Source organism: Lentimonas sp. CC4, from assembly GCF_902728235.1.
Taxonomy (GTDB): domain Bacteria; phylum Verrucomicrobiota; class Verrucomicrobiia; order Opitutales; family Coraliomargaritaceae; genus Lentimonas.
Window position 1 is genome coordinate 3,188,184 of sequence record NZ_CACVBO010000001.1, and the last position, 23,588, is coordinate 3,211,771.

Sequence of the window (23,588 nt, forward strand, 5' to 3'; positions counted from 1 at the left end):
GTGTGTCCGAAAGCTTAATAAGAGCTAGCGCTTTAGCGCACACACTCAGGTTGGAATCGTAATGATTTACAACGCTCCGCAGCGGCACCGAAGGTGCCACGCTGCGGAGCGTTTTTTTGTGGCAACTATTCCTTGGCCGGTAAAGCGTAGTCATCAACCTTCAGGTTTGCAGTGACCTGATTGAGCATCGCTTGCTTCTCATCGGCAGTGAGAGACGATGAAGCGTCTAAGGCTTGTATTGCCGCCTCTTGATTGACTGGAATCCAGGTTGCTAGAACTTCGCGCATTTGCCTGGTCCGTAGCGCTGGGTTAGAAATCGTTTCTGAGAGATCAAACGCTTGGGAGACATTGCTATATTTATAGGATGCGAGCGTGCTCTTGAGCGCCTCATCTCTGACCGAACCTGCTGCCAGTGATTGTATCCACTCGATGCCCACTTCCGGATCGTTGATGCTATAGACGGCAGCCAATTGTTGAGCAGTAATCATCTGTTCTGACTCATTCATATTGTTGAATTCATCTGTCAGCGTTTCCGGATCTTTCCGTGCTAATTTCATGGCAACCATGGAAAACAGTTCTTGATGATTCGGTTCACCAGAGTTTTGTAAGAGATAATTGAGCGCCTCTGCCCCTTCTGCCCCTGAAGCCCAGCGATCCATCACTCCAAGTAAGGCATATTTTCGTTCATTCCCATCGATAGTCTGTAACCATTCAAGCGCCTGGTTCACATCTTTTTCGGCTAGTTGTGTAGCGACTTGTGAGGCGAAACTTAACTTATTATCCCCTGAGAGCATTTGAGAAACAAGAGCCGCAGCCTGCTCCAGGTCTTGTTCAATATATTGCCCCATCACCTCATTGTAAATGTGCGTAAACTGTGGATTGAGTTCGGTCGTTTCTAGCCAATCGAATGCGGCATGAATATCCTGTTTCGCCCATTCATTCAGCGTTAAAGATAGGAGTTGATCGCGCTGTGCACTTGCAGTCAGTTGCTCGACCCGTGCAACCGTGCCTGCTGGATCGGACAGAGCCATCCCGGTGTAGGCTGCCCTTAAGAAGTATTGACGTTCGCCAGAATTCATTGCGTTCCTGCTAATCCAATCGAGTGCCCCATCAGGGCTTTTCTGCGCCAGTTTGCGTAAGCCAACGTAAACCAGATCCCCGCGGTTGGGCAGTTCACTGGCATATGCCAAAGCAGCATACGGATCCTTCTTTGCCCATTCAGAAATCAGCACAAGTAACAATGCATCATTCTCCAAATCATCTGCTGAAGCCTGCGCCTGTTGTGCCAAGGTCTGAAGGTCGTTTGTATTGATATCATCGAATAGCGAAGCGCTTGAAATCGAAGGGCTCCATGCTTGAGCGTCTTGAGTTTGCGGTTCGTCATTTTTGGACGAAACGTTTAGAACGTGTTCTTTGGATTCCTGTATATTCGGGCCCGTCGATCGCCCTACAATGATGCCTAAAGAAAATATTCCAGCTGCAATTATGACGCGTGAGATTGTGGAGAGTGCTTTCATGTTTTCTTAAGTCTGTGATGCTGGTGCAATAGGCGAAAATGACTGAATCAAGTAATATGAAAAAGCTTTTCCCTTTGTAGGAGCTTGTAGGGTTGGGTTCGAGTTTTTTGTTGGAGCTTTGTGTTTGGGGCACTTGTGTCGCGCCTTACCCACTCCACCATGCGTAGACATGGTCGGCAGACGGCGCATAGGCCGTCCCTCCCCAAGCTACCCTCACATACTCAGCAGATTCGTATACTCACGCGCATAAAGTATTGTGATTTGTGAAATCGAAGAATCTGGCGTAGGGGTGCTGCTTGCCGTTTCGAAAGGCTCAAGGCTCAGAGCTTGTCGAAGGGCGGCACCCGCGAAGGCAGCTAAAGTTTTACAACTTCCTATGCGTGTGGCCTTTGCGCGGGCTTCGCAAGCAAAGCCCCTACAGCAATCGCATGAATGCACTTTTCACAAATCATGATGCGCGTGAGTATATGATGCGCTTGAGTATACTAGCTAAACAAAAAGTGAATTATCCGATTTTGATGATATTCACGGGGCAGCCTTCTTCAGCTTCTTTGAGCACGGCGCGATCCTCTTCAAAGCCTTCGCCGTATTGAAAGGATTTATCCTCGCGAGTAACACGTAGGAGTTGCGCTTCGCCGTCCTCATCCATTTCCCAATATTGCGGTGCGACTTCCGCGCAAAGCATACAGCCGATACATTCCGGCTTCTTGTGGGCTATCTTTATGAATTTCACGGTATGGAAAGTTAGGCTTTGGATGGAGCGGAGACAGGCACCATGGTGAAGAACTTGTCGTTCTTACGCACGCGCTCGCTGACTTTGATCGCAAAGACGTCGCCGTTCTTGACTTGATCGACCTCGCCGTCGTCCAGGCGCAGGCTCTCGACCTTGCCTTCGATCACGCCGCTGGTTTCGCCAATGATCACGAACTCATCGCCGACTTTCACCACACCCGTGGCAGTGATCTCAGCGACGCCAATTTTCGAGTAATAATGCGTGACCTGCCCAAGCAACACCTTCTGGTGCGTCGCCTTCGAGCCATAGGCATTTGACCAACCTTGCTCACGACCGAGGTAATAGCCATCGGAGTGACCGCGGTTATAGACCTTCTGAATGTCTTCGAGCAATGTTGCCACAAACTCCTTCGAGTAGGTGCCAGCCTGCACGGCATCGACAGCCTTGCGGTAGGCGCGCGTGACGAGCTTCACATACTCAGGCGAACGGCCACGGCCTTCGAGCTTCAGTGTGTGCACACCTGCATCCAGCACTTGGTCAAGGAACTCGATGGTTGAGATGTCATTGGGCGACATCACGAAATTATTATCAATCAGTAGTTCCTTGCCGCTTTCCTTGTCTTTAACGATGTATTCCTTGCGGCAGTTCTGCACGCAGGCACCACGATTGGCCGAGGCATTGTCGGTAAACAGCGACATGCCACAGCGACCAGATACCGCAATACAGAGCGCACCATGCGCAAAGGCTTCGATTTCGACAATTCGGCCTGCTGGACCACGTAGGTCGGTTGCAAGCACTTGATCGCGGATCTTCTGAATCATCGATAAATTCACCTCACGCGCGAGCACGATACGGTCGCAGAATTGTGCGTAGAACTGGAAGGATTCGAAATTGGAAATAGACAGTTGGGTGGAGAGGTGCACCTCCAGTCCAAGCTCACGTGCCTTTAACACACAGGCCATGTCGGCGCAAATCACGGCATGCACCCCCTGCTCTTTTGCCGTTTCGAGCAGCTTGTAGCAGAGCTTCAAGTCATGGTCATAGAGCAAGGTATTCAGCGTCAAATAGCCGCGAATACCACCCTTGCGGCAACGCTCCATGATCTCAGGTAGATCCTTGACGTGGAATGAGCGACGCGAGCGAGCACGCATATTCAACTGTGCAAGGCCGAAGTAAACCGCGTCCGCACCGCCGTCGATCGCAGCCTGTAGTGAGGCGTAACAGCCTGCGGGTGACAGGATTTCAATGTGTTGTTCGCGTGATTCTGTTGTCATGATTCTAAAAATGAGTAGCCGTGCATGAGGAATAAAGACGCCGTAGTCAAGAATTGCAGATATCGGTCTAATGCCAGCGAGCATTCAACGTGTTTTTTAATGACAGTTCGCTCGAATTGCTTAGCCTAAGGATATGATTACAAATGTTCACACTATTGTCCCTGAAGTCGCTGAAGGCGTGCGTGGCGGCACCGGAACTGTTTATGCTCACAAGCTCCTAGATCTGTTCCCTGGCAGCGCCATTAAAAGTGTAGGAATCGTCCGACTCGAGCCCGGCGCAAGCGTCGGTGCACACTCGCATCATGGCGACGAAGACTTCTATTACTGCATCTCCGGAACCGGCATCGTCGTCGATAACGGCGTCGAGCATCCGTTCACTCCTGGCACGCTACAAATCACTCGCGACGGCGAAACACAGGCCATCCGTAACACCGGCGAAACCGAGCTAATTTTCCTCGGTGCGTTGGTTGATACGCCGACCGAGTTTGAGTAGGACGAACTCCCTCGGGGAGGCTGCGATAGACAGATCAAAAGTAAGTATCTTCGAGGTATTTCACGTCTCGAACGTAGGGGCTTTGCTCGCGAAGACCGCGCAAAGGCCACAGCACACATAGTTCTGTAACGTCTACTGCCCTAGCGGGTGCCGCAAGCAACACCCCGACTTCCGCATCCAGCAACCTAAACCGAAAGTTGCCGAATCGCCTCGTAGGTCGCAATGCCTGCTGAGGTCGACAGATTCAGCGAGCGCATCTCAGTGTTCTTATGCGGAATGGTGACGCGTTGCCCTTCCAGTTCGGTATGGAGCCAATCCGGCACGCCATGCCCTTCGCTACCAAACACGAGTCCATCGTCATCTGCGTAGTCCACATCCCAATACACATGATCGGCTTTGGTAGTGAAGAGCCAGAGCCGCTTTGGCGCAAACTCGCTCGCTTTAAACGCGTCCCAGTCGTCGTGATGGTGCACATCCAACGAGTGCCAATAATCCATGCCGCTACGCTTGAGGTGCTTATCTGTGATCGTAAAGCCGAGCGGGTGGATCAAGTGCAGGCGGGTCTCTGTGATCGCGCAGAGACGGCCGATGTTACCCGTATTCTGCGGGATCTCAGGATTAAATAGAACGATATGAAGCATTGATGCGAACTTTGAACGTCCAAAATCGAACGTCCAACATTGAATTCCACTGAGAGTGCATTTTTACTGTGCACGCACATCATTTCTGATTTATCGACACATACATTCTGGATGGACGAGTTCCGTTTCGTCTTGCGGTGTGATGGTGCTAAGGCTCGGCAGCAGGCGCGGAGGCTGTCCCTCCCCATATCCGAATTTGACCATCTTTAACTATCAGTATCAGATATATCCATCAAACTACATTCAGGAGTTACAATAAGGAGTCAGTCGGAGGTATGCCGTAGATGGCGTAGCAAGTTAGCCTCTGGTAATGAAGGACTTTCGCTTGTCGCCGCCTGCCGAGCGCAGCGACACTTTATTATGCCCTTGGGTGCAACCGAAGGGCGAAGCCATTTGGCGAAAGCCAAAGAAGTCATAATACACTGATGTTCAGCGCCTAACTACTACCTTCTAGCTTCTAACTACTCTTTTAGGATTCAATTACCCCATACAATGAAAACTGAAAAATACATTCTCGCCTTGGATCAAGGAACGACCAGTTCGCGCGCCATACTGTTTAACCACGAAGGCGAAATCGTCGCATCGGCTCAGAAGGAATTTGAACAAATTTACCCGAAGCCCGGTTGGGTGGAGCATAACCCGATGGAGATTTGGGCAAGCCAAAGTGCGACGGTCACAGAGGCTCTGATGCGACATAACATCGACTCCAACGAGATTGCTGGCGTTGGCATTACCAACCAACGCGAGACGACCATCGTTTGGGACAAGCAAACCGGTAAGCCAGTTTATAACGCCATCGTCTGGCAAGACCGCCGCACCGCTGGTTTCTGTCGCAAATTGCAAGAAGATGGCATTGAGGCAATGGTCACCGAAAAGACAGGCCTGCGGCTAGACCCTTATTTCTCGGCAACCAAATTAGCATGGATTCTAGACAACGTGCCCAATGCACGTAGTCGTGCTGAAAATGGGGAGCTACTATTCGGCACAGTCGACACATGGCTACTATGGAAACTAACCGGCCACAAAGTGCACGCCACGGATATAACCAATGCCAGTCGCACGCTATTGATGAATCTCACCACGGGCGATTGGGACGACTCGTTACTGGAACTATTCAGGATTCCTCGCTGCATCCTGCCAGAGATCCGCTCCTGCTCCGAGGTCTATGGGCATGTCGACAGTAGCCTCTCATACGCAGAAGCTCCGATAGCGGGCATCGCAGGCGACCAACATTCCGCCCTCTTCGGCCAAGCGTGCTTCACCGAAGGCATGGCTAAGAATACCTATGGCACTGGCTGCTTTTTATTAATGAATACGGGCAAACAACCGATTCGTTCGCAGCAGAACCTACTGACCACTGTAGCCTGGCGTATCGGCGATCAAACTGAATATGCGCTGGAAGGCTCCGTCTTCATTGGTGGCGCAGTCGTGCAATGGCTGCGTGACGAACTGCAATTGGTGCGTAATGCGGCCGAACTCAACGCATTGGCCGCCAGTGTGCCAAATAGCAACGGACTATTTCTGGTGCCTGCCTTTGCTGGACTCGGTGCACCGCATTGGGATCCCTACGCACGCGGTGCCATGCTCGGCATCACCCGCGGGACGAATCGTGCACACTTCTGCCGAGCGGCACTAGAGTCGATTGCCTTTCAATGTGCCGATTTGATCACAGCGATGGAGCAAGACAGTGGTCTCCCACTCAAGGAACTGCGCGTCGATGGCGGCGCTAGTCGCAGCGTGCCCCTACTCCAATTCCAATCGGATCTACTACAAACTCGCGTCGTGCGCCCCAAGAATATTGAGAGCACGGCCACGGGCGCCGCCTACCTCGCGGGGCTCGCAGTCGGATTCTGGAAAAACCGCAAAGAGATCGCAGCACATTGGTCAGCCGATGGTCAGTTCAAGCCACAGCATGATGCCTACGCAATGCAACCGCTACGTGACGGTTGGAGCAAGGCCGTCGGACGTGCAAAAGCCTGGGTAGAAGAGACTTGAGGGCTGAAACCTGAGACCTGAGACTTGAGGGCTGAAACTTGAGGGCTGAGACTTGAGAGCTGAGGCAAACGACACTTTGAATATTAAAATATGAATCGAGAGAAATCACTCCAATGCGTGCAGACAGCCACGCAACCATTCGATATCGTCATTATTGGCGGTGGCGCATCTGGGCTCGGAGCCGCAGTGGATGCCGCTGCGCGCGGCCACAGGGTTGCGCTCTTTGAGCAAGCGGACTTTGCCAAAGGCACTTCCAGTCGCTCCACGAAACTCGTGCATGGTGGCGTGCGCTACCTGCAACAAGGCAACGTCTCACTCGTGCTCGAAGCGCTGCGCGAACGTGGCCGCCTGGCTAAGAACGCCCCGCACCTCGTCCACTCTCAGGCATTCGTGATCCCGAACTACGCATGGTGGGAGGGACCCTTTTACGCAATCGGCATGAAGGTCTACGATCAACTCGCTGGTAAGCTGGGCTTAGAACCGTCACGGCACCTGAGTCGCGACGAAACCATCGCTGCGATTCCCACCATCGAGCAAGATCACCTCAGCGGTGGCGTCATCTATCAAGATGGACAATTCGACGATTCACGGCTTGCGATCAACCTCGCGCAAACGGCGACCGAGCATGACGCGTCGATGGTCAACTACTGCCGCTGCACAGGTCTGATCAAAGAGAACGGCAAAGTCTGCGGGGTTGAGATTCACGACATTGAGAGCGATACCACCTTTAGCGTGCGAGCGCTGTCTGTGGTCAACGCGACCGGTGTGTTTGTCGACGAACTGCGCAGTATCGATGATTCTACGGCCAAGCCGATCATCGCCGTGAGCCAAGGCATTCACATCGTGCTACCGAAAAGCTTTTTGCCGGGCAATGCAGCGATCATGATCCCAAAGACCGCCGATGGCCGTGTGCTCTTCGCGGTGCCGTGGCATGATCATGTTGTGGTCGGCACGACGGATACCCCACTCGATTCAAAAAGCTTAGAGCCACGTGCGTTGGCAGAAGAGCGGGAGTTTATCATGACGCATGCTTGCAAGTATCTGACCAAAGACCCATGCCCAGAAGATGTGCTCAGCGTCTATGCCGGGCTTCGCCCGCTGGTCAAATCTGGTGACAGTAATGACACCGCGGCGCTCTCCCGCGACCATACGATCCTGATTAGTCAAAGCGGACTCATCACACTGACCGGCGGTAAATGGACGACTTATCGCAAGATGGCCGAGGATGTGATCGACCAGGCACAAGAGCTTGCGAAGCTCCCTCGCTACCTGTGCCCCACTGAATCGATGAAAATCCATGGTTGGTCTGAGGCGTGTGCTATCTCAGACCACTTGAAAGGCTACGGGGCGGATGCCAAAGCCATTCAAGCAATCATTGCGACTGACTCAACGGCCGCTGACACGTTACACCCGAAACTTCCTTATCAAAAGGCAGAAGTGATCTGGCACGCCAGAGAGGAAATGGCACGGACAGTCGAAGATGTGTTAGCCCGCCGCACACGTGCGTTACTGCTCAACGCGGCGGCATCGATCGAGGCCGCACCGGTCGTTGCTGAGATACTAGCCAAAGAGCTCGGGCATGATACGGCATGGGAAGCCAAGCAAGTAGCCGCCTATGCCGAACTAGCCAAGGGCTATCTGTTTACCGACTCAGCGAGTGTGACATAAGTCGAAGCTTCATCTTAATCATACTCTTACTCGAAGTATTCGTGCCGAAAACCTGACGAATTCATAGAGGAGTATGAGTAAGATTACGATGATGACATCGGGAATCGTTATCCTCCGCTACTACCCCAACAAGCCATCCCAGTTTGCCACGACAATGTAGACCCAACATAATGAGCAGTTGACCAGTGCGATAAAGACCGCGGCACTGCCCATGTCTTTCGCCTGTTTGGCTAGTTCACGACGCTCAAACGAAATGTCATCGACCACCGCCTCTATCGCTGAATTCAGGATTTCCGCGATTAAAACAAGCAAGACAGAACCTATTAGCAATAAATGCTCTGCCACTCCTACGTTTAAGAAGCAGGACAGCACAATCAATACACTGCCGACGATGACCTCCAATCGAAAGGCTGCCTCCTTGATTGCGTAGCCTAAGCCGGATATCGAGCATTGACTCGCCTTTAAAAGACGAGTCGCGCCCTTATGTTTATGAGTCGAAGGATCTGGTTGGTCTGTGCTCATTGCGGTCACATTCCTGACAGTTTACCGTAAAACTTACAGACTAAAAATATTACAGTTATGTGAAAAAGGGAGGGATTCCCCTTCCATGGGGAGGGATGAGCTCCGCCTCGTCTTGCAGTGTGCTAGTGCAGAGGCTCGGTGCGTAGGCTCAGCTGACGGCAGCGTAGAACGCGGCAAGCGCAGAGGCCATCCCTCCCACAGTTCCCACAAAAAAGCCGGAGCGTTTCCGCTCCGGCTTTTGAAAGGTTTTGTATTCGAAAAACGACTACTTGGAAAGCTCGACTGCTGCTTCGATGATGCCAGCGAAGTCGCTTGCCTTGAGAGCTGCACCGCCGATGAGACCACCGTCGATGTTCTTCTGAGCAAGAAGTTCAGGTGCGTTACCTGGCTTCATGGAACCACCATAGAGGATGCGAACCTTGTCACCTGCTTCTTCACCAATGAGGCCAGCAAGGAGGCAACGGATTTCCGCGTGCACTTCTTCAGCCATTTCCGGTGTTGCAGTCTTGCCTGTGCCGATCGCCCAAACTGGCTCATAAGCGATGACGAGTGCATCTGCAGCGTCTGCAGTTACACCAACCAGTGCACCTTCGAGCTGTGTCTTGATCACTTCGTTGACCTTACCTGCTTCACGCTCTTCGAGTGTTTCACCGATGCAGACGATTGGCTTCAAGTTTGCAGCCAATGCAGCAAGTGTCTTCTTGTTAACGATCGCGTCAGTTTCACCGAAATATTCGCGGCGCTCGGAGTGTCCAAGGATGACGAACTTGCAGAAGAGATGACGAAGCATTTCTGCAGAGATCTCACCAGTGTATGCGCCAGACGCTTCGAAGTGCATGTTTTGTGCACCGAGAGAAACGTTGGAGTCGTTTACCACTTGTGACACGGCTTCAAGCGTCGTGAAAGTTGGGCAAACACATACAGAGACGTCGGTCTGAGGACCTACGACGCTGACTACGTCTTTAGCGAGCTCAGCACCTTCGGCTGAGTTCAAGTTCATTTTCCAGTTACCTGCGATGAGGTATTTACGTGCTGAGTTACTCATAATATTATAAAATTTGAATTTAGATTTAGGAGAGAAGAGATGACTTACGCTTGGTCAAGTGCAGTCACACCTGGAAGCTCTTTACCTTCGAGGAATTCGAGGGAAGCGCCACCGCCGGTGCTCATGAATGTGACTTGATCACCATAGCCAGCCATCTTGATGGCTTTCACAGAGTCACCGCCACCAATGATGGAGCATGCGTCTGAGTCTGCGATGGTCTTAGCAACTGCGAAGGTGCCCTTGTTGCAGGCATCGATTTCGAAGATGCCCATAGGACCGTTCCAAAGAACTGTCTTAGCATTCTTCACTTCTTCGCTGAAGAGCGCGATGCTCTTAGGGCCGATGTCAACACCTTCCCAGCCAGCATCAATGCTGCCTTCGAAGATCTTCGTTTCGCCAACAGTGCCAGCACCGAAGTCGAGATCTTTCACTGCAAGATTGTCGATCGGAAGAAGGAACTTAACGCCCTTCTCTTTCGCTTTCGCGAGAGCGGACTTAGCAGTTGGGATGAAATCAGGCTCGCTGAGGGACTCACCAACGGTGCGACCTTCTGCCAGTGCAAATGTGTAAGCCATCGCACCACCGATAATGATGGTGTCTGCCTTTTCGAGGAGTGCGTCGATCACTTTGATCTTATCGGATACCTTTGCGCCGCCAAGAATCACAGTGAGCGGACGCTCTGGGCTGTTTGTCTTGTCGCCGAGGTATGCGAGCTCTTTCTCGATGAGAAGACCGCAAACACAAGGTGAAAGGTGCTTTGCGACGCCTGCTGTGGAAGCGTGTGCGCGGTGAGCGGTGCCGAATGCATCGTTTACGAAGGCATCTGCAAGTTTCGCAAGAGACGCAGCGAACTCTGGATCGTTGTCTGTTTCGCCTTTGTAAAAGCGAACGTTTTCGAGGAGTGCGACTTCGCCTTCGCCGAGCTTAGCGACTTCAGCTTCAACTTCTTCACCGATGCAATCTTCGATGAAAGTAACAGGTTGGTTGAGTTGCTTGGCAAGCTCTTCAGCAACGGGTGCGAGGCTATACTTCGCATTTTTCTCACCCTTAGGACGCCCCAAGTGGCTGGAAAGGATGACCTTTGCGCCTTGAGCGATGAGGTTCTGAATGGTTGGAAGTGCTGCAACGATACGAGAATCGTCAGAGATGACTCCGTCAGTGAGAGGGACATTGAAGTCGCAACGAACGAATACGCGCTTACCGGAAAGGTCGACGTCTTTGATGGTTTTAGTAGCCATTATAAAAGTGATGAGTGGTGGTGAAAGTGAGAGTGGTAATGTGCCCTCGCTTCGCTCGTCGAGCGAGACTTGGCATTCCACCGATGTTAGAAAGCTAGTTTAAATAAAAAAGGCCGCCGCATCAGAGTATCCGCTAAATGGGAAACCTGCGCGGCGGCCAGAAAATTCAAGATGCGTTTAGCAAATTCTTAGAGGAACTTGGAAACCTTCTGAACGAGCTCAACAACGCGGTTTGAGTAACCCCATTCGTTGTCATACCAAGAAACAAGCTTGAAGAACGAGTCAGAGAGACCCATGCCGCTGCCCGCATCGAAGATGGAGCTAAGCTCGTCGTGGATGAAGTCAGAAGAAGCCACTTCGTCTTCAGTGTAACCAAGGATACCCTTGAGAGAACCTTCAGAAGCTTCCTTCATCTTAGCGCAGATGTCTTCGTAAGAAGTGCTCTTCTCAGTCTTAACTGTAAGGTCAACAACCGATACAGTTGGAGTTGGAACGCGGAAAGCCATACCAGAGAGCTTGCCTTGAACTTCAGGAAGCACGAGGCCAACAGCCTTCGCAGCACCAGTAGTGGAAGGGATGATGTTAAGAGCTGCTGTGCGGCCGCCCTTCATGTCCTTAGGAGAAGGACCATCAACTGTCTTCTGAGTCGCTGTGTAAGAGTGAACTGTTGTCATGAGACCTTCGACAATGCCGAAGTTGTCAAGGATGACCTTAGTCATCGGAGCCAAGCAGTTAGTTGTGCAAGATGCATTGGAGATGATGTCGTGCTCAGCTGTGAGCTCGTCGTCATTTACGCCGAGAACAACAGTCTTTACGCCGTCACCCTTACCAGGAGCGGAGATGATGACCTTCTTGGCACCCGCAGCGATGTGGCCAGCTGCTTTTTCGTCTTGAACGAAGAGACCAGTGGACTCGATTACGATGTCAACACCAAGCTCCTTCCAAGGAAGGGCTGCTGGACCTTCGCGAAGAGCGAGTGTCTTGATTTCGTTACCATTCACTACGATGACGTCGTCACCCTTAGTTTCTACAGTGCCCTTGAAGCGGCCTTGTGTAGTGTCATACTTAAGAAGGTATGCAAGATTCTCAGCAGGGACGAGGTCGTTGATTGCAACAACTTCGATCTCGTTTCCGAGAAGGCCCTTCTCAACGAGAGAGCGAAATACCAAGCGACCGATGCGGCCGAAACCATTAATTCCAATTTTTGTAGCCATTTTTATATGTGTTTTATTTTCAGTTTGAGATGAAAGTTAAGAAGGTTGGGACTTGTAATCAGGTTCAACACTTTGGCAAGAAAGAATCACACTTGCTTATAGTAATCCAACGCCAATCAAAAAGATCTACTAATACTGATTGGTCAAGTGATAAGTTAAACTAAAGTAAATTTTCTTATTACCTAACTGAATCGACAATTATACACGGCTAAAGTCTGCAAAAACCAATAAGCCCTCACTTGCTCTGATAAGAAAACTTGTTAAGCCTTAATTTTAATGCTAATCGGCATGCATTAATTATAAGCACTTGAACCCATCACTCTTATGAAAATCAAAAACTGGGACATCTTTCTATTCATCGTTTTCTACCACCTTCTCATTCTCGCACTGATACCTGCAGCGATCAGTGCGGCATCTTGGGGAGCTACGATACTCTTCCTGATCACTTACATTATAGGTGGTATGTCGATCACAGTAGGCTATCATCGCCTCTACGCACATAAGTCCTACTCAGCGAATGCGTTTTTTGAGTGGTGCGTGTTACTTGGCTCGGCGCTTTCGATGGAAATGTCTGCACTAAAGTGGTCACACGATCACCGTATTCACCACAACCACGTCGATACCGACAAAGACCCCTACTCGATCAAAAAGGGGTTCTGGTATGCGCACGTGCTCTGGTTATTCGACTACCAGCGTGATTACCAACCATCGCTAATCCCGGATTTGCTAAAAAATCCACGTGTGGTGCTGCAAGACCGCTACTACGGTGCTTTTGTCGTGGTGGTCAACCTAGCCGTGTTTGGCATCGGCTGTCTCTTCGTAAGCCCCTTTGCTTCCTTCTACTTCGGCGTGCTGCTACGCATGGCGATGATCCACCACAGCACATGGTTTATTAACTCACTCTGCCACACAATCGGTTCAAGAACCTACGCCCGTGAGCTCAGCGCAGTAGACAATGCCCTACTCGCGCTAGTGACTTTCGGTGAAGGCTACCACAATTACCACCACGCTTTTGCAGCGGACTACCGCAACGGCATTCGCTGGTATCACTTCGATCCGTCCAAATGGACTATCTGGCTAGCATCCAAGCTCGGCATGACCGATAAACTGCGCGTGATCAATACTGTCGCACTCCAGAAAGCACTGGTGCTTAAGGACAAGAAACTGATCATTGAGCACCTGGAAGAAGAAATGGACGCCGTTGCCGCTGAACTCAAAGCGAAACTGGAAGAAGTTTCCGCAGCTTTTGAAGAAAAGGCCGCAGCGATCATGCTCAAGGCACGTGAACTCAAGCAGGCAAGTGAAGATCAGAAACAGTCCATTCAGCAAGAGCTAAAAGCGCAACGCGCTTCGCTGAAGGTGACGTGGAATGAGTGGATCGTGCTGACCAAGCAAGTCGCGCGGGACTACGAACTGGCGCACTAGTGCAAATCGAAACCGCTTCGCGGACTCCGTAAAAACTACGCTCTGACAAGTCGCGGATCCGCTACAGCCAATAGACACTTGTGATTGGTGCGGCAATGAATGATGCGTGGCTCTGCCTAGCGCCGGCGTCGTGCGCAGACGGCTGCCCCTGATATCAGCCCTAAGATAAGCGCATAGGCATTCGGCTCTGGCACGGGTTGAAGCAAGAACTTCGGAGCCAAAGCCTCGTCCGAGAAGCGCAGCTCATCGACATATCCATTATCGTTATCGGTTTTGGAAAAATCATAGCCATCCATCTCAATGCCAACAAAGACTTCCGCACCGCTGCTGGAGCCATCGCCCCAATACAGCTCATCGCCAGCGTTAACTGTGGTAGATCCGATTACTTCTTGATCAAGATATAAACGTCCAATGCCGTATTCGTATGAGAATGCCACATGTCGCCACTCAGCCACACCGTTAACTGTGCCATCAAAATCCATACCATAAGAAGTCGAAATCGTATGCATCACTTGAGAACCTAGCACGCCATCATACGTCCAGAAATCAACTTTGAGTGCCTGTGGATCATAGATGCGAAACCCATCAGCAATCGGCACACTCGCGTTGGTAAGATCACTGGTGCTACGCGCGGCCATCACCGCAGTTGATTCCTCCGTGCGTGCAAAGAGCTCAACCGTCAATTCTGGCACATCTAATTTTGAATTATGCGCGGCCTTCGCGTTAATGTTCGGCTCCAAGCCGTCCAAACTCGCCGTATTGCTGGAACCGAATTCAGGGTCAGGCACAAATAATGGTGGTAACGATCCAGGACTCGCAGAGTCATCCACAGTCGCTGCATCAGCGATTAGTGCAAAGCCACCCAGATTCTCTAAATCTTTTTCATCACGAGCCTCAAGGCCAATGCCTGCATCATAATCTTTCTCGAAGCGGTAATACGAAAGCACAATACCTGACGCTTGCTGACTAACAGTCAGGCCAAGCAAACACCCAATACAAAATCTATAAGCGGCTTTATACATAAACATAAGACGAGTTAATTACTCTAAGATAAATTCTAACATTCCAATAAGGTAATGACCCTAATATCAGATTTACACTATTTTAACAACAAGCCAAGCTATTGCACGATCCAGAGACCGCATACCAATGGCGGCAAGTGCACTGTTTCGCCTCCCATCGGGATTCGAGCAGACTGAAGTCCGCTCATTTTAAAGCGATCTTGGTCAGCAATTTGAATGGCGCCTTCGAAGCAATCCGCATCGCAGGTAATATTCGCATATTCTAGATGTGGGTTAACTGCAAAAATCAGTTTCGGCGCATCAAGACTACGATCGGCATTAAAGACTGCAACGACTGCGCTCGAACCTTCAGCCACGAAGAACTTCAAATAGCCCTCTTGAAGCGCTCCATCGTAGCGGAATGCACGGCCGAGATCGGACAGTCGGAATTTAATCCAATTACGGAAATAACTATGCGTGCCGGAGAAAACCAAGCGTCGGTTGTAATCGAGGGCGTTTACATCCCCACGCTGGTAGGTATTTGAGATACCAAGCTTGGAGCGCATAAAGTCCTGTCCCTCGGCCAGCATGGGCACTCCCAAGGAAGCAAACAACACAGCTGCCATCAAATGCGTGCGACGGCGATCCAGCAATGTCGGATCGGAACCATCGCTTTCGGCGCGTTCGGTAATCCGATCCATCCAGCAATGGTCGTCGTGCGACTCAGTGTAGTTGATCGTCTGCGCTGCGAAGCGACTGCTAGAAGGCGAACCTGCCAAGAAATACTGGATCATGTCCTGGTTACCCTTCGCTTCGACGTATTTCGCAATTGATTCACGGAAGCCATCATTCCACGAAGCGAACCCCGTCTCCTTGAGTTCGTCCTGAATATGACCGCGGAAGCTCCACGGCTCCGCGATCAAGATGACTGAAGGCTTCACCTTCTTCAATTCGACTTCGATTTCGCGTAAAACCTCGATTCCGATCAGCTCGGCCAAATCAAAACGGAACCCATCGACGTCATAGGTCTCGATCAAATGTATTAAACTCTCAATGATGAGTCGGCGCGCCATAGGCGTATCACAGCGAAGGTCATTGCCGCAACCACTCCAATTCATCAGGTCATTCGCCTCATCCATGTGGAAGTAGTAGCATTTATCGACGAACAGCAAATGATTCGGCTCGCCCACGTGATTATACACAACGTCGACGATCACCGAGATGCCCTTGTCGTGAAAATCCTGCACCAAGCCGCGGAATTCTTCAATTTGCGATGCCTTCTCAGGCTCCAGCGCATAACTACTTTCTGGCGAGAAGTAGTTCGTCGTCATATAGCCCCAGTGGTAGTCTTCGGTCTCTATATTATCAAATTCTTGAATTGGCTGCAGCTCAATTGCGTTGACGCCAATCTCCTGAAGATACGAACCCTCGGCCTTCAGCCACTTACGCAGGCCAGAATAGCCGCGACGCTCCTCCGCCGTCAGTTCAATCGGAGCATGTGCTGCTAAATCACGAACGTGCCCTTCCAGAATGACCAGATCATGCCAGCCTGGCGGTGTAAACTGGTTCTCAATCTTCTGCAGGCGGGCAGGGTCAACCACAATGGCCGGACCGCGTGCCCCGAGACAGGCTTTTGCATACGGATCGAGCACCACAAAGTTCTCATCAAAATGAGACGTGCCCTCATGGCTTTTGCCAAGCACACGAAACGTATAGTAGGAACCGACGAGACTCTCATCGAACGCGACCTCCCAGGTCACGCCATCCACACAGCTCATATCGACCAACACTGCATCCGACGCATCCGCCTTCTGGCCGTAAGCCAGCTTCACGCCCGAAGCACGCGGCGCAAACAGACGAAACGTCGTGCGACCTTCCTCAACAATCGCACCGAGCGGCAAGTCAGTCGACGCCGACAGCAGGAATTGAGTGTGCGGCAACTCATGCACTTCTTCGTGTTCACCCTCGCGCCAAATGATTTTCTCGTTCCCCTGAGGGACATAGCCTTTCGGCGTTTGAAAACGAAAGATATGCTTACCCGTCTGCATCGGGTTAAATTCAAAATTAGAGACACCATCCGCGCAGCTCACCATATTAGGTGCACTCTCAGGGACGTCCAACCAGTGCCCATCCTCCGTCACGAACTTGAATTTAAACGTGCCCCCTTCAGGAATATCTTTAGCTGGCACGCTGACCTCATAGGTCGCACCCGCCTCGTCTTTCAGCGGCACAAGTTCCCACTCTGGCTCACCGATTGCCTCGCCCCACTCATTAAAGTCTCCTGCGAGGAAAACACGCGCTTTACTGTCTTGTAGCTGCGGGTAGCGCTTTGACTGAAAGGTAAACACCCAACTTTTTTTCCTGCGGAAGTAGCGGCAATAACGGCCGCTTTCTTCAGGGCTCAAGCGCTTCAGCGCACCCAGATCCTGATCAACCGGCCCCAGTAAAATCGGTGGCAAGCCACTCGCATCCCAGTCTGAGGATAGAATTACTAGCCCGGAATCATCCGATTCCCAGAATGCACGAGAGATATGTTCGACTGTATTTGCCATAAGTATGGGGTCTATCATTCAATTAAGATTCAATAGAGAGCAATACTCATTCCACATTGATATGCGTCTTCTTAATCCCGCGTATTGACGACACGATGTGAGCACGCTTTGGTCGGTCGATGAAAAAAATCCTTGTAGCCCTATCTGGAGGCGTTGATAGCGCAGTAGCTGCTCTTTTACTTAAAGAGCAAGGTTATGACGTGTCTGGAGCCTACATTCGCACATGGATGAACGAAGAAATGCCACTCGCGGACTGCCCCGCACAGCAAGACATCGAAGATGCACGTGCCGTGTCAGAGCACCTCGGCATCGAGTTTGAGATCGTCAACCTAGTCAACGAATACCGCGAGCACGTCGTTCACTACCTCGTTGAAGGGTATAAAAACGGCATCACCCCGAATCCCGACATCATGTGCAACCGCGAGATGAAGTTCGGCATTTTCCAGAATTATGCGCTCGAGCACGGCTTTGATGCACTGGCAACCGGCCACTATGTGCGCAAACGCCAAAACGCCGACGGTCGCTTCGATCTCGTGCAAGGCGTCGATAGCAACAAGGACCAAACCTACTTTCTTGCGATGCTCCAACAGCATCAGATCGAGCACGCCATTTTCCCTGTAGGCGAACTCACCAAGCCAGCGGTGCGCGAATTGGCGATCCAACACAAGCTGCCCAACGCCGACAAAAAGGACAGCCAAGGCATCTGCTTCCTCGGCGATATGAATATCAACCGTTTCCTCGAATACTACATCGAGGATAAGCCGGGCGACATAGTCAACGTAGACGGCAAAGTGCTAGGGCAACACAAAGGCCTACACCGCTACACGCTCGGTCAACGCCGCTGGATCGGCGTGCCCTCCAACACCGACAACGAGTTCTTCGTCGTCATCGGCTTCAACATGGAGCGCAACGAGCTCATCATCGGCTTCGACAAACCCGAGTCCCCTGGCCTCTTCGGCACCGAGTTCGATATCTACGGCCTCAGCTTCGTCAATCACCCGATCACCGAAACTTGCCACATTCTCGCGAAGCCACGCTACCGCGATGCATCGCAAGGCATCACCTACACGCCAACTGGTCCCGATACCGCGAAAGTCGTCTTTGATGAGCCACAACGTGCACTCGCATCCGGACAAATCATCGGCTTCTACGATGGCGAAACACTTCTAGGTGGCGGATTTTATCAGTAATCCTCAAAGGCGATATCCGCGATTCACATGACACATGGCCAGTGGAGTGGCGGAGTGACATCATTCTACTACATCAAAATAGCTCGCTATATCAATCGGGGACGAGCCGGACGTCTCATTTGTCATCTCTAACCAACTGGTCACCGCAAACTTGCCCGCTCCTTCAATGTTGTCTCTCAAGGCTTCATCGAAATGAAAGACCCCCCCGCCTACAATCGTTGCATTCAATGCGACAACACCACCATAAACATTACCACTGCTTCCGCCTCCATTTATGGTGACATCCCCATTCGGAGCATAGACACTCGCAGCCAACACACCATTGCCAGCGACCTTGATAGTTTGCCCGGCACTGCTGCCATCCATTTCAGCGGTTCCAATCACTGAAAAATCAGAGGCGACTCCTCCATCATTAGTCACACCATTACCACCGATGTCCAAATTGTTCGCCGTATAAATTGTTAACGAACTCCCTTTATCCTTATCATCAAACTCAGTTGAATTCGCAGTGTCATCCAAAACGACAGACGCCTTACCTGAAACACTAACATCACCAGACATGACAAAGACGACATGGCCCACTATCGTCAAGGCCGCCTTTCCCGATAGAGAAATCCCGCTAACATCATAATATAGGGGATTATCCGCATCATTCGATCCCACGATCGGCATTGTCCCATTGATGTTTACAGTTGGATAAAAACCAGATGGTTGGTCAGCTACAGGATAATCTGCATAAAAGTCAGAAGTAATACGATCCGGCTGATTCTCCCCGGCATTCTCCCCATCATAAGTCGTTACGGCACCATTATTCTTCACTTCTGCAGACGAGTTAGCATCCGTCTGCACATAGCCGTAGACCGTTCCATTCCCGACCTTTAACACCCCTCCAGAATCGTCTAGAAACGCACTAGCGACATAGATATCATCATTCCGATTCTTATACACCCCACTTTCAAGCGTTCCATACCCGACAGCAGCGCCATCCGAATTAACTTCAACATCATATGGACCATAATTTGAATTAAAACTATCCAGAGTTACGTTACTCCCGCTAAAGCTAATGCCATTGCGCGAAGCAAAACCCTTTTCGAATGGTTGAAACCCAGTAGTCAAATCGACTTTAACTTGTTTTGTAACAACTGGCATGACATCGCTATAGATACTGCCTTCCGAATAAACAGTAGGATTGGAGCTATTTGCATTAAAAATTACATACTGAACATCTCCCGTAACCCCGGCATCTGCCAAGAAATTCGCACTTGCGCCTGTTCGTTGAGAACCGCTGCCAGAACCAGCACTCAAGTCGGCAATCGCCATTTCAACACCCGACTCCGCGAGATTCAAACAGGAGGCATATAGTGACGAACGAACAGCAGCACGATGCTCATTACCAGCCATTTTCAAATATGAGACCGAGAGCGCTCCGATCACAAATGCAAAAATAACGGCTGTAATAAGAGCCGATCCAGAATCGCGGCGCGCTCCAGAAAGTAATGCAACAGATGTATTATTTTTTTTCATAATTTTATGCCTCCATGGGGATATTTACTTGATCCTATATAACCCTAAAAATCACATATTACGCATAAGGAAACGGGCAGAGATAATATAGTCAGAATTTGTTTGTGAAATAACGTTTTTCACTAACTTAGCATTAATCTGAACGGTCTTTGCTTCATTCAGGATAGATGTATCACCAGTCACGTCCACATCCGAGCGATTGTAAAAAATCATTTCAAAAGTTTCGACGTCTTCAAAGAGCACATCAGTTTTTAAGAGCGTCCCGCCACTGGAGTATTTCTTACGGGTAAAATCACTCGTATTCGGATCATACTTATAATTGATGGTATAGCCGCCAGCCTCAGCAGGCAGAACACACTCAAATTCATTCGCAGTCGCTACCTGAAGCGACTGTGTCGCATGAACGTCGCGGGAGAAATGCTCCAAGGTTTGGCGACTACTGCTGCTCATCGCACCATAATTCCCCAAGCTGACCATTCCTTTACTAAAAACCAGAAAAGTCGCCATTAAAGAAGCCATAACCATCGAGAAGACGGTAAGTGTCACCATAATCTCGACCAATGTAAAACCTCGTGTCTTTGGAGGCATCAGCCTTCTACCATTCATTCGAGGTTCTGAAAATCTATTGGATATAATCATAAAGCCCACCTTTTGTATATTGTGATATATATGTCCGATTATGAGGACGACCGCCAAGATCGACCCACGCTACATCCAAAGTCACGATCCTCACATCCCCTGAACCACTCACGTCACGCTGCATGGTATATACGTCGTATGCTGTTTCGCTAAACTCATTCGCCAATGACACATCGGACTCATTGACCAACGCGATCACCTCATCCCAAGGCATAGAACGAATGCGTTCAATCTCACTCTGCATAATTTGAGCAGAACGTGTGTGATGCCTTGAATTCTCAACCAGTGCCAGTCCCGACTTCAAACAAGCCATTCCAGAGACAATGACTATTGCAAATATCGCCATCGCGATCATCACTTCAATCAGTGAAAATCCTGCCTGTTGATTTTTCGAAGAACTCATATTAATTAAATATGCCAATGAAAGCAAAGATGACAAGAAGATTGGACATTTTGATTAATCGTAAACACTTAATAATAAGGATTTAACATATCACACGAAATCTAAGCGAACACCCTCAGCTATATTACGTATCAGCCGAACGAGCACCTGAGCCGTTCCCCTTATAAACAACAAATTTATGTCACCGAAAAAACTCATTTCCTGGAACGTCAACGGCATCCGCGCCGCCATCAAAAAGGGCTTCGAATCCTTTCTCGATAGCGAATCGCCAGATGTTATTTGCCTGCAAGAGACCAAAATTTCGCAAGACCTAGTCGATGGCTTTGCATTTGTCGGTTACCCGCACACTTACTGGAATTGCGCCGTAAAAAAGGGCTATTCTGGCACAGCAATCATCAGTAAAACAGCGCCACTCTCGGTGCAATACGGCCTCGGCATCGAAAAACACGACAATGAAGGTCGCGTCCTGACCGCCGAGTTTGAAGACTACTTTCTCGTCACGGTTTACACACCCAACGCGCAAGGTCACGACGAGAACAAGCGCCCCAAGCGCCTCGACTACCGCACCAAGGAGTGGGACGTAGATTTCCTCGCGCATTGCAAAGCCCTTGAAGCGACCAAACCAGTCATCTTCTGCGGTGACCTCAACGTCGCCCACAAGGAAATCGATCTGACCAATCCAAAGCCAAATCGTAAGAACGCAGGATTCACCGACGAGGAGCGTGCTGGTTTCGATGCGATCGTCGAAGCTGGATTCGTCGATAGCTTCCGCCAGCTCTACCCTGAGACTCCCGAACGCTACAGTTGGTGGTCGTATCGTGCAGCGGCTCGCTCACGAAATATCGGGTGGCGCATCGACTATTTCTGCGTCTCAGAGACATTCGCTCCGCAAATCAAGGATGCACTCATCCTCGATCAAGTCTTAGGCTCGGATCATTGCCCAGTCGCGCTGCTTCTAAGCTAATTGCTTCGCCATCTCCGGACTTCGGCGAGCTCAGTCGTGCCGCAGACCTCCGTCCTAATTCGTAATTCTAAATTCAAAATTCTAAATTCTGAATGCACCCATTCACGTCAGATCCCACCGGTAGTGTGGCTCATATAGGCGAAGTCGTATTGATTGACAAGATCAGCACGTGGCTTGGTTCGGTCAGCCCATCCGCACCACACGGCATCGGCGACGATTGCGCCGTGCTGGAGCCGATTGCGTCCGGTCGGCAGATCCTGACAGTCGATAGTGTCAGTTACGGGCAACATTTCGACGCCAGCGTGTCTCCCGAAGAGGCAGGCGCGAAGTTAATCAAGCGTAACCTCAGCGACATCGCCGCCATGGGAGGCGTGCCCGGCCCTGCGGTGTTGGCGCTACTTTGCAGCTCAGATCTTTCGATTGTTTGGCTGGAACAGTTCTTCGCAGGCATTCGCCAGACCTGTGAGCGCTACGGCGTGTCACTCGTTGGCGGCGACATCAGCAGTCTCGCTGCAAGTAACTTCTCGGCGGTGCTCACACTCACCGGAACAGCACAAACTCCGAAGCTTCGCAGCACCGCAATACCCGACGATCACATCTACGTCACGGGCACCTTGGGCGGCTCTATTCTCGGCAAGCACTATACGTTCGAGCCACGCCTCGACGAAGGTCGGTGGCTCGCTCAGAGGATGCATTGCAGCGCACAGATGGACTTAACCGACGGCTTGGCTAAAGATCTGAAAGCGCTGCTCCCCGTCAATTCTCACGCCGCGCTGGATCTCGATAAAATCCCCATCGCCTTAGCCGCTAAAGCGCTTTCAAAGCAGTCAGGACGCTCAGCGATGGAGCATGCTTGCTGCGATGGCGAAGACTACGAATTACTGTTTACCATGAACCCGCAAGTCGATCGTCACAGTTTCGAAACCGATTGGGCAAAGCAATTCCCGGAAACTGAGTTAACTCATATCGGAGTCATTCGCCCTTCCTCGTCGATGGGGTCCTTAATTGACTCTCAAACCAACACAGCCTTGCCATGGACGCATGGATTTGAGCATTTGAAATCAGAATGAGCAGCGCAGACACAGATCTACTTCAACAATTACGCAAGGGTATCGTCACCACTTCAGCCGAAGAGACCGAACAAATCGCACGCGCCTTTGCCGCACTGGTTCCTGAAAACCATGTGCTCGCCCTGCATGGTGACCTTGGCGCCGGTAAAACTACATTCATCCGCGGATTAGCCCGCGCTTGGGAGATCGTAGAGCCAGTCACCAGTCCGACTTTCAACCTCTATACGCTCTACAAAGGCAGCCGCCAACTGGTGCACCTCGACGCGTATCGCCTCGGTTCAGGCTCCGATCTCGATGCGCTCATGATCGACGATTTCTTAGCGCCACCATGGTGCCTTGCAGTGGAGTGGCCCGAACGCATCGCTGACAGTTTACCCGATGATGCCTGGCACCTCCACCTTGATATCGACGTGAATACTGCACACCGCATACGCCTAGATTAATAAACCTTAAAAGAGTAGTTAGAAGTCAGGAGGAAGG

Annotated in this window: 21 protein-coding genes; 8 read left to right on the plus strand and 13 right to left on the minus strand. The window is 50.8% G+C overall.

Annotated features, from left to right (window positions below; translation table 11 throughout):
- Positions 1-125: 125 nt before the first annotated feature.
- The 3 genes from GZZ87_RS13605 to GZZ87_RS13615 all read right to left on the minus strand — a co-directional run bounded on the left by GZZ87_RS13605 (position 126) and on the right by GZZ87_RS13615 (position 3,524).
- Positions 126-1,517 (minus strand): hypothetical protein, encoded by a 1,392-nt coding sequence (locus GZZ87_RS13605; protein WP_162025783.1) that lies wholly within the window; start codon positions 1,515-1,517, stop codon positions 126-128.
- Between the two features lie 505 nt (positions 1,518-2,022).
- Positions 2,023-2,250, minus strand: a complete 228-nt coding sequence (locus GZZ87_RS13610; protein WP_162025782.1) for a ferredoxin — start codon at positions 2,248-2,250, stop codon at positions 2,023-2,025.
- 11 nt (positions 2,251-2,261) lie between these two features.
- Positions 2,262-3,524, minus strand: coding sequence for a U32 family peptidase (locus GZZ87_RS13615; RefSeq protein WP_162025781.1), 1,263 nt, complete (start codon positions 3,522-3,524; stop codon positions 2,262-2,264).
- 133 nt (positions 3,525-3,657) lie between these two features.
- Between GZZ87_RS13615 and GZZ87_RS13620 the strand changes: the two genes are divergently transcribed.
- Positions 3,658-4,017: a cupin domain-containing protein gene (locus GZZ87_RS13620; protein WP_162025780.1), complete on the plus strand. Its 360-nt coding sequence runs from the start codon at positions 3,658-3,660 to the stop codon at positions 4,015-4,017.
- Positions 4,018-4,202: 185 nt separating this feature from the next.
- Here GZZ87_RS13620 and GZZ87_RS13625 read toward each other — a convergent pair whose 3' ends face one another.
- On the minus strand, positions 4,203-4,658 hold the full coding sequence (locus tag GZZ87_RS13625; protein WP_162025779.1) for a tRNA (cytidine(34)-2'-O)-methyltransferase: 456 nt from the start codon (positions 4,656-4,658) through the stop codon (positions 4,203-4,205).
- A 492-nt stretch (positions 4,659-5,150) separates the two neighbouring features.
- On the opposite strand from GZZ87_RS13625, the gene glpK reads away from it, so the two are divergent.
- Entirely contained in the window at positions 5,151-6,653 is a 1,503-nt protein-coding gene (gene glpK / locus GZZ87_RS13630) for a glycerol kinase GlpK (protein ID WP_162025778.1), read from the plus strand.
- A gap of 90 nt (positions 6,654-6,743) precedes the next feature.
- A complete protein-coding gene (locus tag GZZ87_RS13635) occupies positions 6,744-8,321 on the plus strand; it encodes a glycerol-3-phosphate dehydrogenase/oxidase (protein WP_162025777.1) in 1,578 nt (525 codons plus the stop codon).
- Positions 8,322-8,441: 120 nt separating this feature from the next.
- Here the strand turns inward: GZZ87_RS13635 and GZZ87_RS13640 are convergent, their stop codons facing one another.
- The 4 genes from GZZ87_RS13640 to gap form a co-directional block, all read right to left on the minus strand.
- On the minus strand, positions 8,442-8,843 hold the full coding sequence (locus tag GZZ87_RS13640; RefSeq protein WP_162025776.1) for a diacylglycerol kinase: 402 nt from the start codon (positions 8,841-8,843) through the stop codon (positions 8,442-8,444).
- A gap of 265 nt (positions 8,844-9,108) precedes the next feature.
- The gene (tpiA, locus tag GZZ87_RS13645; RefSeq protein WP_162025775.1) at positions 9,109-9,888 is read right to left on the minus strand and encodes a triose-phosphate isomerase; all 780 of its coding nucleotides are present in this window, start codon (positions 9,886-9,888) and stop codon (positions 9,109-9,111) included.
- A gap of 44 nt (positions 9,889-9,932) precedes the next feature.
- Positions 9,933-11,126 carry a phosphoglycerate kinase gene (locus GZZ87_RS13650; RefSeq protein WP_162025774.1) on the minus strand — a complete coding sequence of 398 codons (1,194 nt, stop codon included), beginning with the start codon at positions 11,124-11,126 and terminating at the stop codon, positions 9,933-9,935.
- Positions 11,127-11,314: 188 nt separating this feature from the next.
- Positions 11,315-12,340 carry a type I glyceraldehyde-3-phosphate dehydrogenase gene (gene gap, locus GZZ87_RS13655; protein WP_162025773.1) on the minus strand — a complete coding sequence of 342 codons (1,026 nt, stop codon included), beginning with the start codon at positions 12,338-12,340 and terminating at the stop codon, positions 11,315-11,317.
- Positions 12,341-12,664: 324 nt separating this feature from the next.
- Here gap and GZZ87_RS13660 point away from each other — a divergent pair, with 324 nt between their 5' ends.
- Complete coding sequence (locus GZZ87_RS13660; protein WP_162025772.1) at positions 12,665-13,765, plus strand: fatty acid desaturase; 1,101 nt, start codon at positions 12,665-12,667, stop codon at positions 13,763-13,765.
- A 116-nt stretch (positions 13,766-13,881) separates the two neighbouring features.
- Here GZZ87_RS13660 and GZZ87_RS13665 read toward each other — a convergent pair whose 3' ends face one another.
- Together GZZ87_RS13665 and GZZ87_RS13670 are read right to left on the minus strand one after the other, a co-directional pair.
- Positions 13,882-14,793 carry a LamG domain-containing protein gene (locus GZZ87_RS13665; RefSeq protein WP_162025771.1) on the minus strand — a complete coding sequence of 304 codons (912 nt, stop codon included), beginning with the start codon at positions 14,791-14,793 and terminating at the stop codon, positions 13,882-13,884.
- 92 nt (positions 14,794-14,885) lie between these two features.
- Positions 14,886-17,318 (minus strand): alpha-amylase family glycosyl hydrolase, encoded by a 2,433-nt coding sequence (locus GZZ87_RS13670; RefSeq protein WP_162025770.1) that lies wholly within the window; start codon positions 17,316-17,318, stop codon positions 14,886-14,888.
- 119 nt (positions 17,319-17,437) lie between these two features.
- Between GZZ87_RS13670 and mnmA the strand changes: the two genes are divergently transcribed.
- Entirely contained in the window at positions 17,438-18,508 is a 1,071-nt protein-coding gene (mnmA, locus tag GZZ87_RS13675) for a tRNA 2-thiouridine(34) synthase MnmA (RefSeq protein WP_162025769.1), read from the plus strand.
- Positions 18,509-18,568: 60 nt separating this feature from the next.
- Here the strand turns inward: mnmA and GZZ87_RS13680 are convergent, their stop codons facing one another.
- Genes GZZ87_RS13680 through GZZ87_RS13690 form a run of 3 tightly spaced genes read right to left on the minus strand, consistent with a single transcriptional unit; the run spans position 18,569 to position 21,074 of the window.
- Positions 18,569-20,032, minus strand: a complete 1,464-nt coding sequence (locus GZZ87_RS13680) for a hypothetical protein (RefSeq protein WP_162025768.1) — start codon at positions 20,030-20,032, stop codon at positions 18,569-18,571.
- A 51-nt stretch (positions 20,033-20,083) separates the two neighbouring features.
- A complete protein-coding gene (locus GZZ87_RS13685) occupies positions 20,084-20,671 on the minus strand; it encodes a prepilin-type N-terminal cleavage/methylation domain-containing protein (protein ID WP_162025767.1) in 588 nt (195 codons plus the stop codon).
- Positions 20,655-21,074, minus strand: coding sequence for a prepilin-type N-terminal cleavage/methylation domain-containing protein (locus tag GZZ87_RS13690; protein ID WP_162025766.1), 420 nt, complete (start codon positions 21,072-21,074; stop codon positions 20,655-20,657). Before GZZ87_RS13690 ends, GZZ87_RS13685 begins: the two co-directional genes overlap by 17 nt.
- Before the next feature lie 178 nt (positions 21,075-21,252).
- On the opposite strand from GZZ87_RS13690, the gene GZZ87_RS13695 reads away from it, so the two are divergent.
- From GZZ87_RS13695 to tsaE, 3 genes are all read left to right on the plus strand, one after another.
- A complete protein-coding gene (locus tag GZZ87_RS13695; protein ID WP_162025765.1) occupies positions 21,253-22,038 on the plus strand; it encodes an exodeoxyribonuclease III in 786 nt (261 codons plus the stop codon).
- Positions 22,039-22,130: 92 nt separating this feature from the next.
- Positions 22,131-23,108, plus strand: coding sequence for a thiamine-phosphate kinase (thiL, locus tag GZZ87_RS13700; RefSeq protein WP_162026327.1), 978 nt, complete (start codon positions 22,131-22,133; stop codon positions 23,106-23,108).
- Positions 23,105-23,551, plus strand: a complete 447-nt coding sequence (gene tsaE, locus GZZ87_RS13705) for a tRNA (adenosine(37)-N6)-threonylcarbamoyltransferase complex ATPase subunit type 1 TsaE (RefSeq protein ID WP_162026328.1) — start codon at positions 23,105-23,107, stop codon at positions 23,549-23,551. The genes thiL and tsaE overlap by 4 nt, the downstream gene beginning before the upstream one ends.
- Positions 23,552-23,588: the final 37 nt, after the last annotated feature.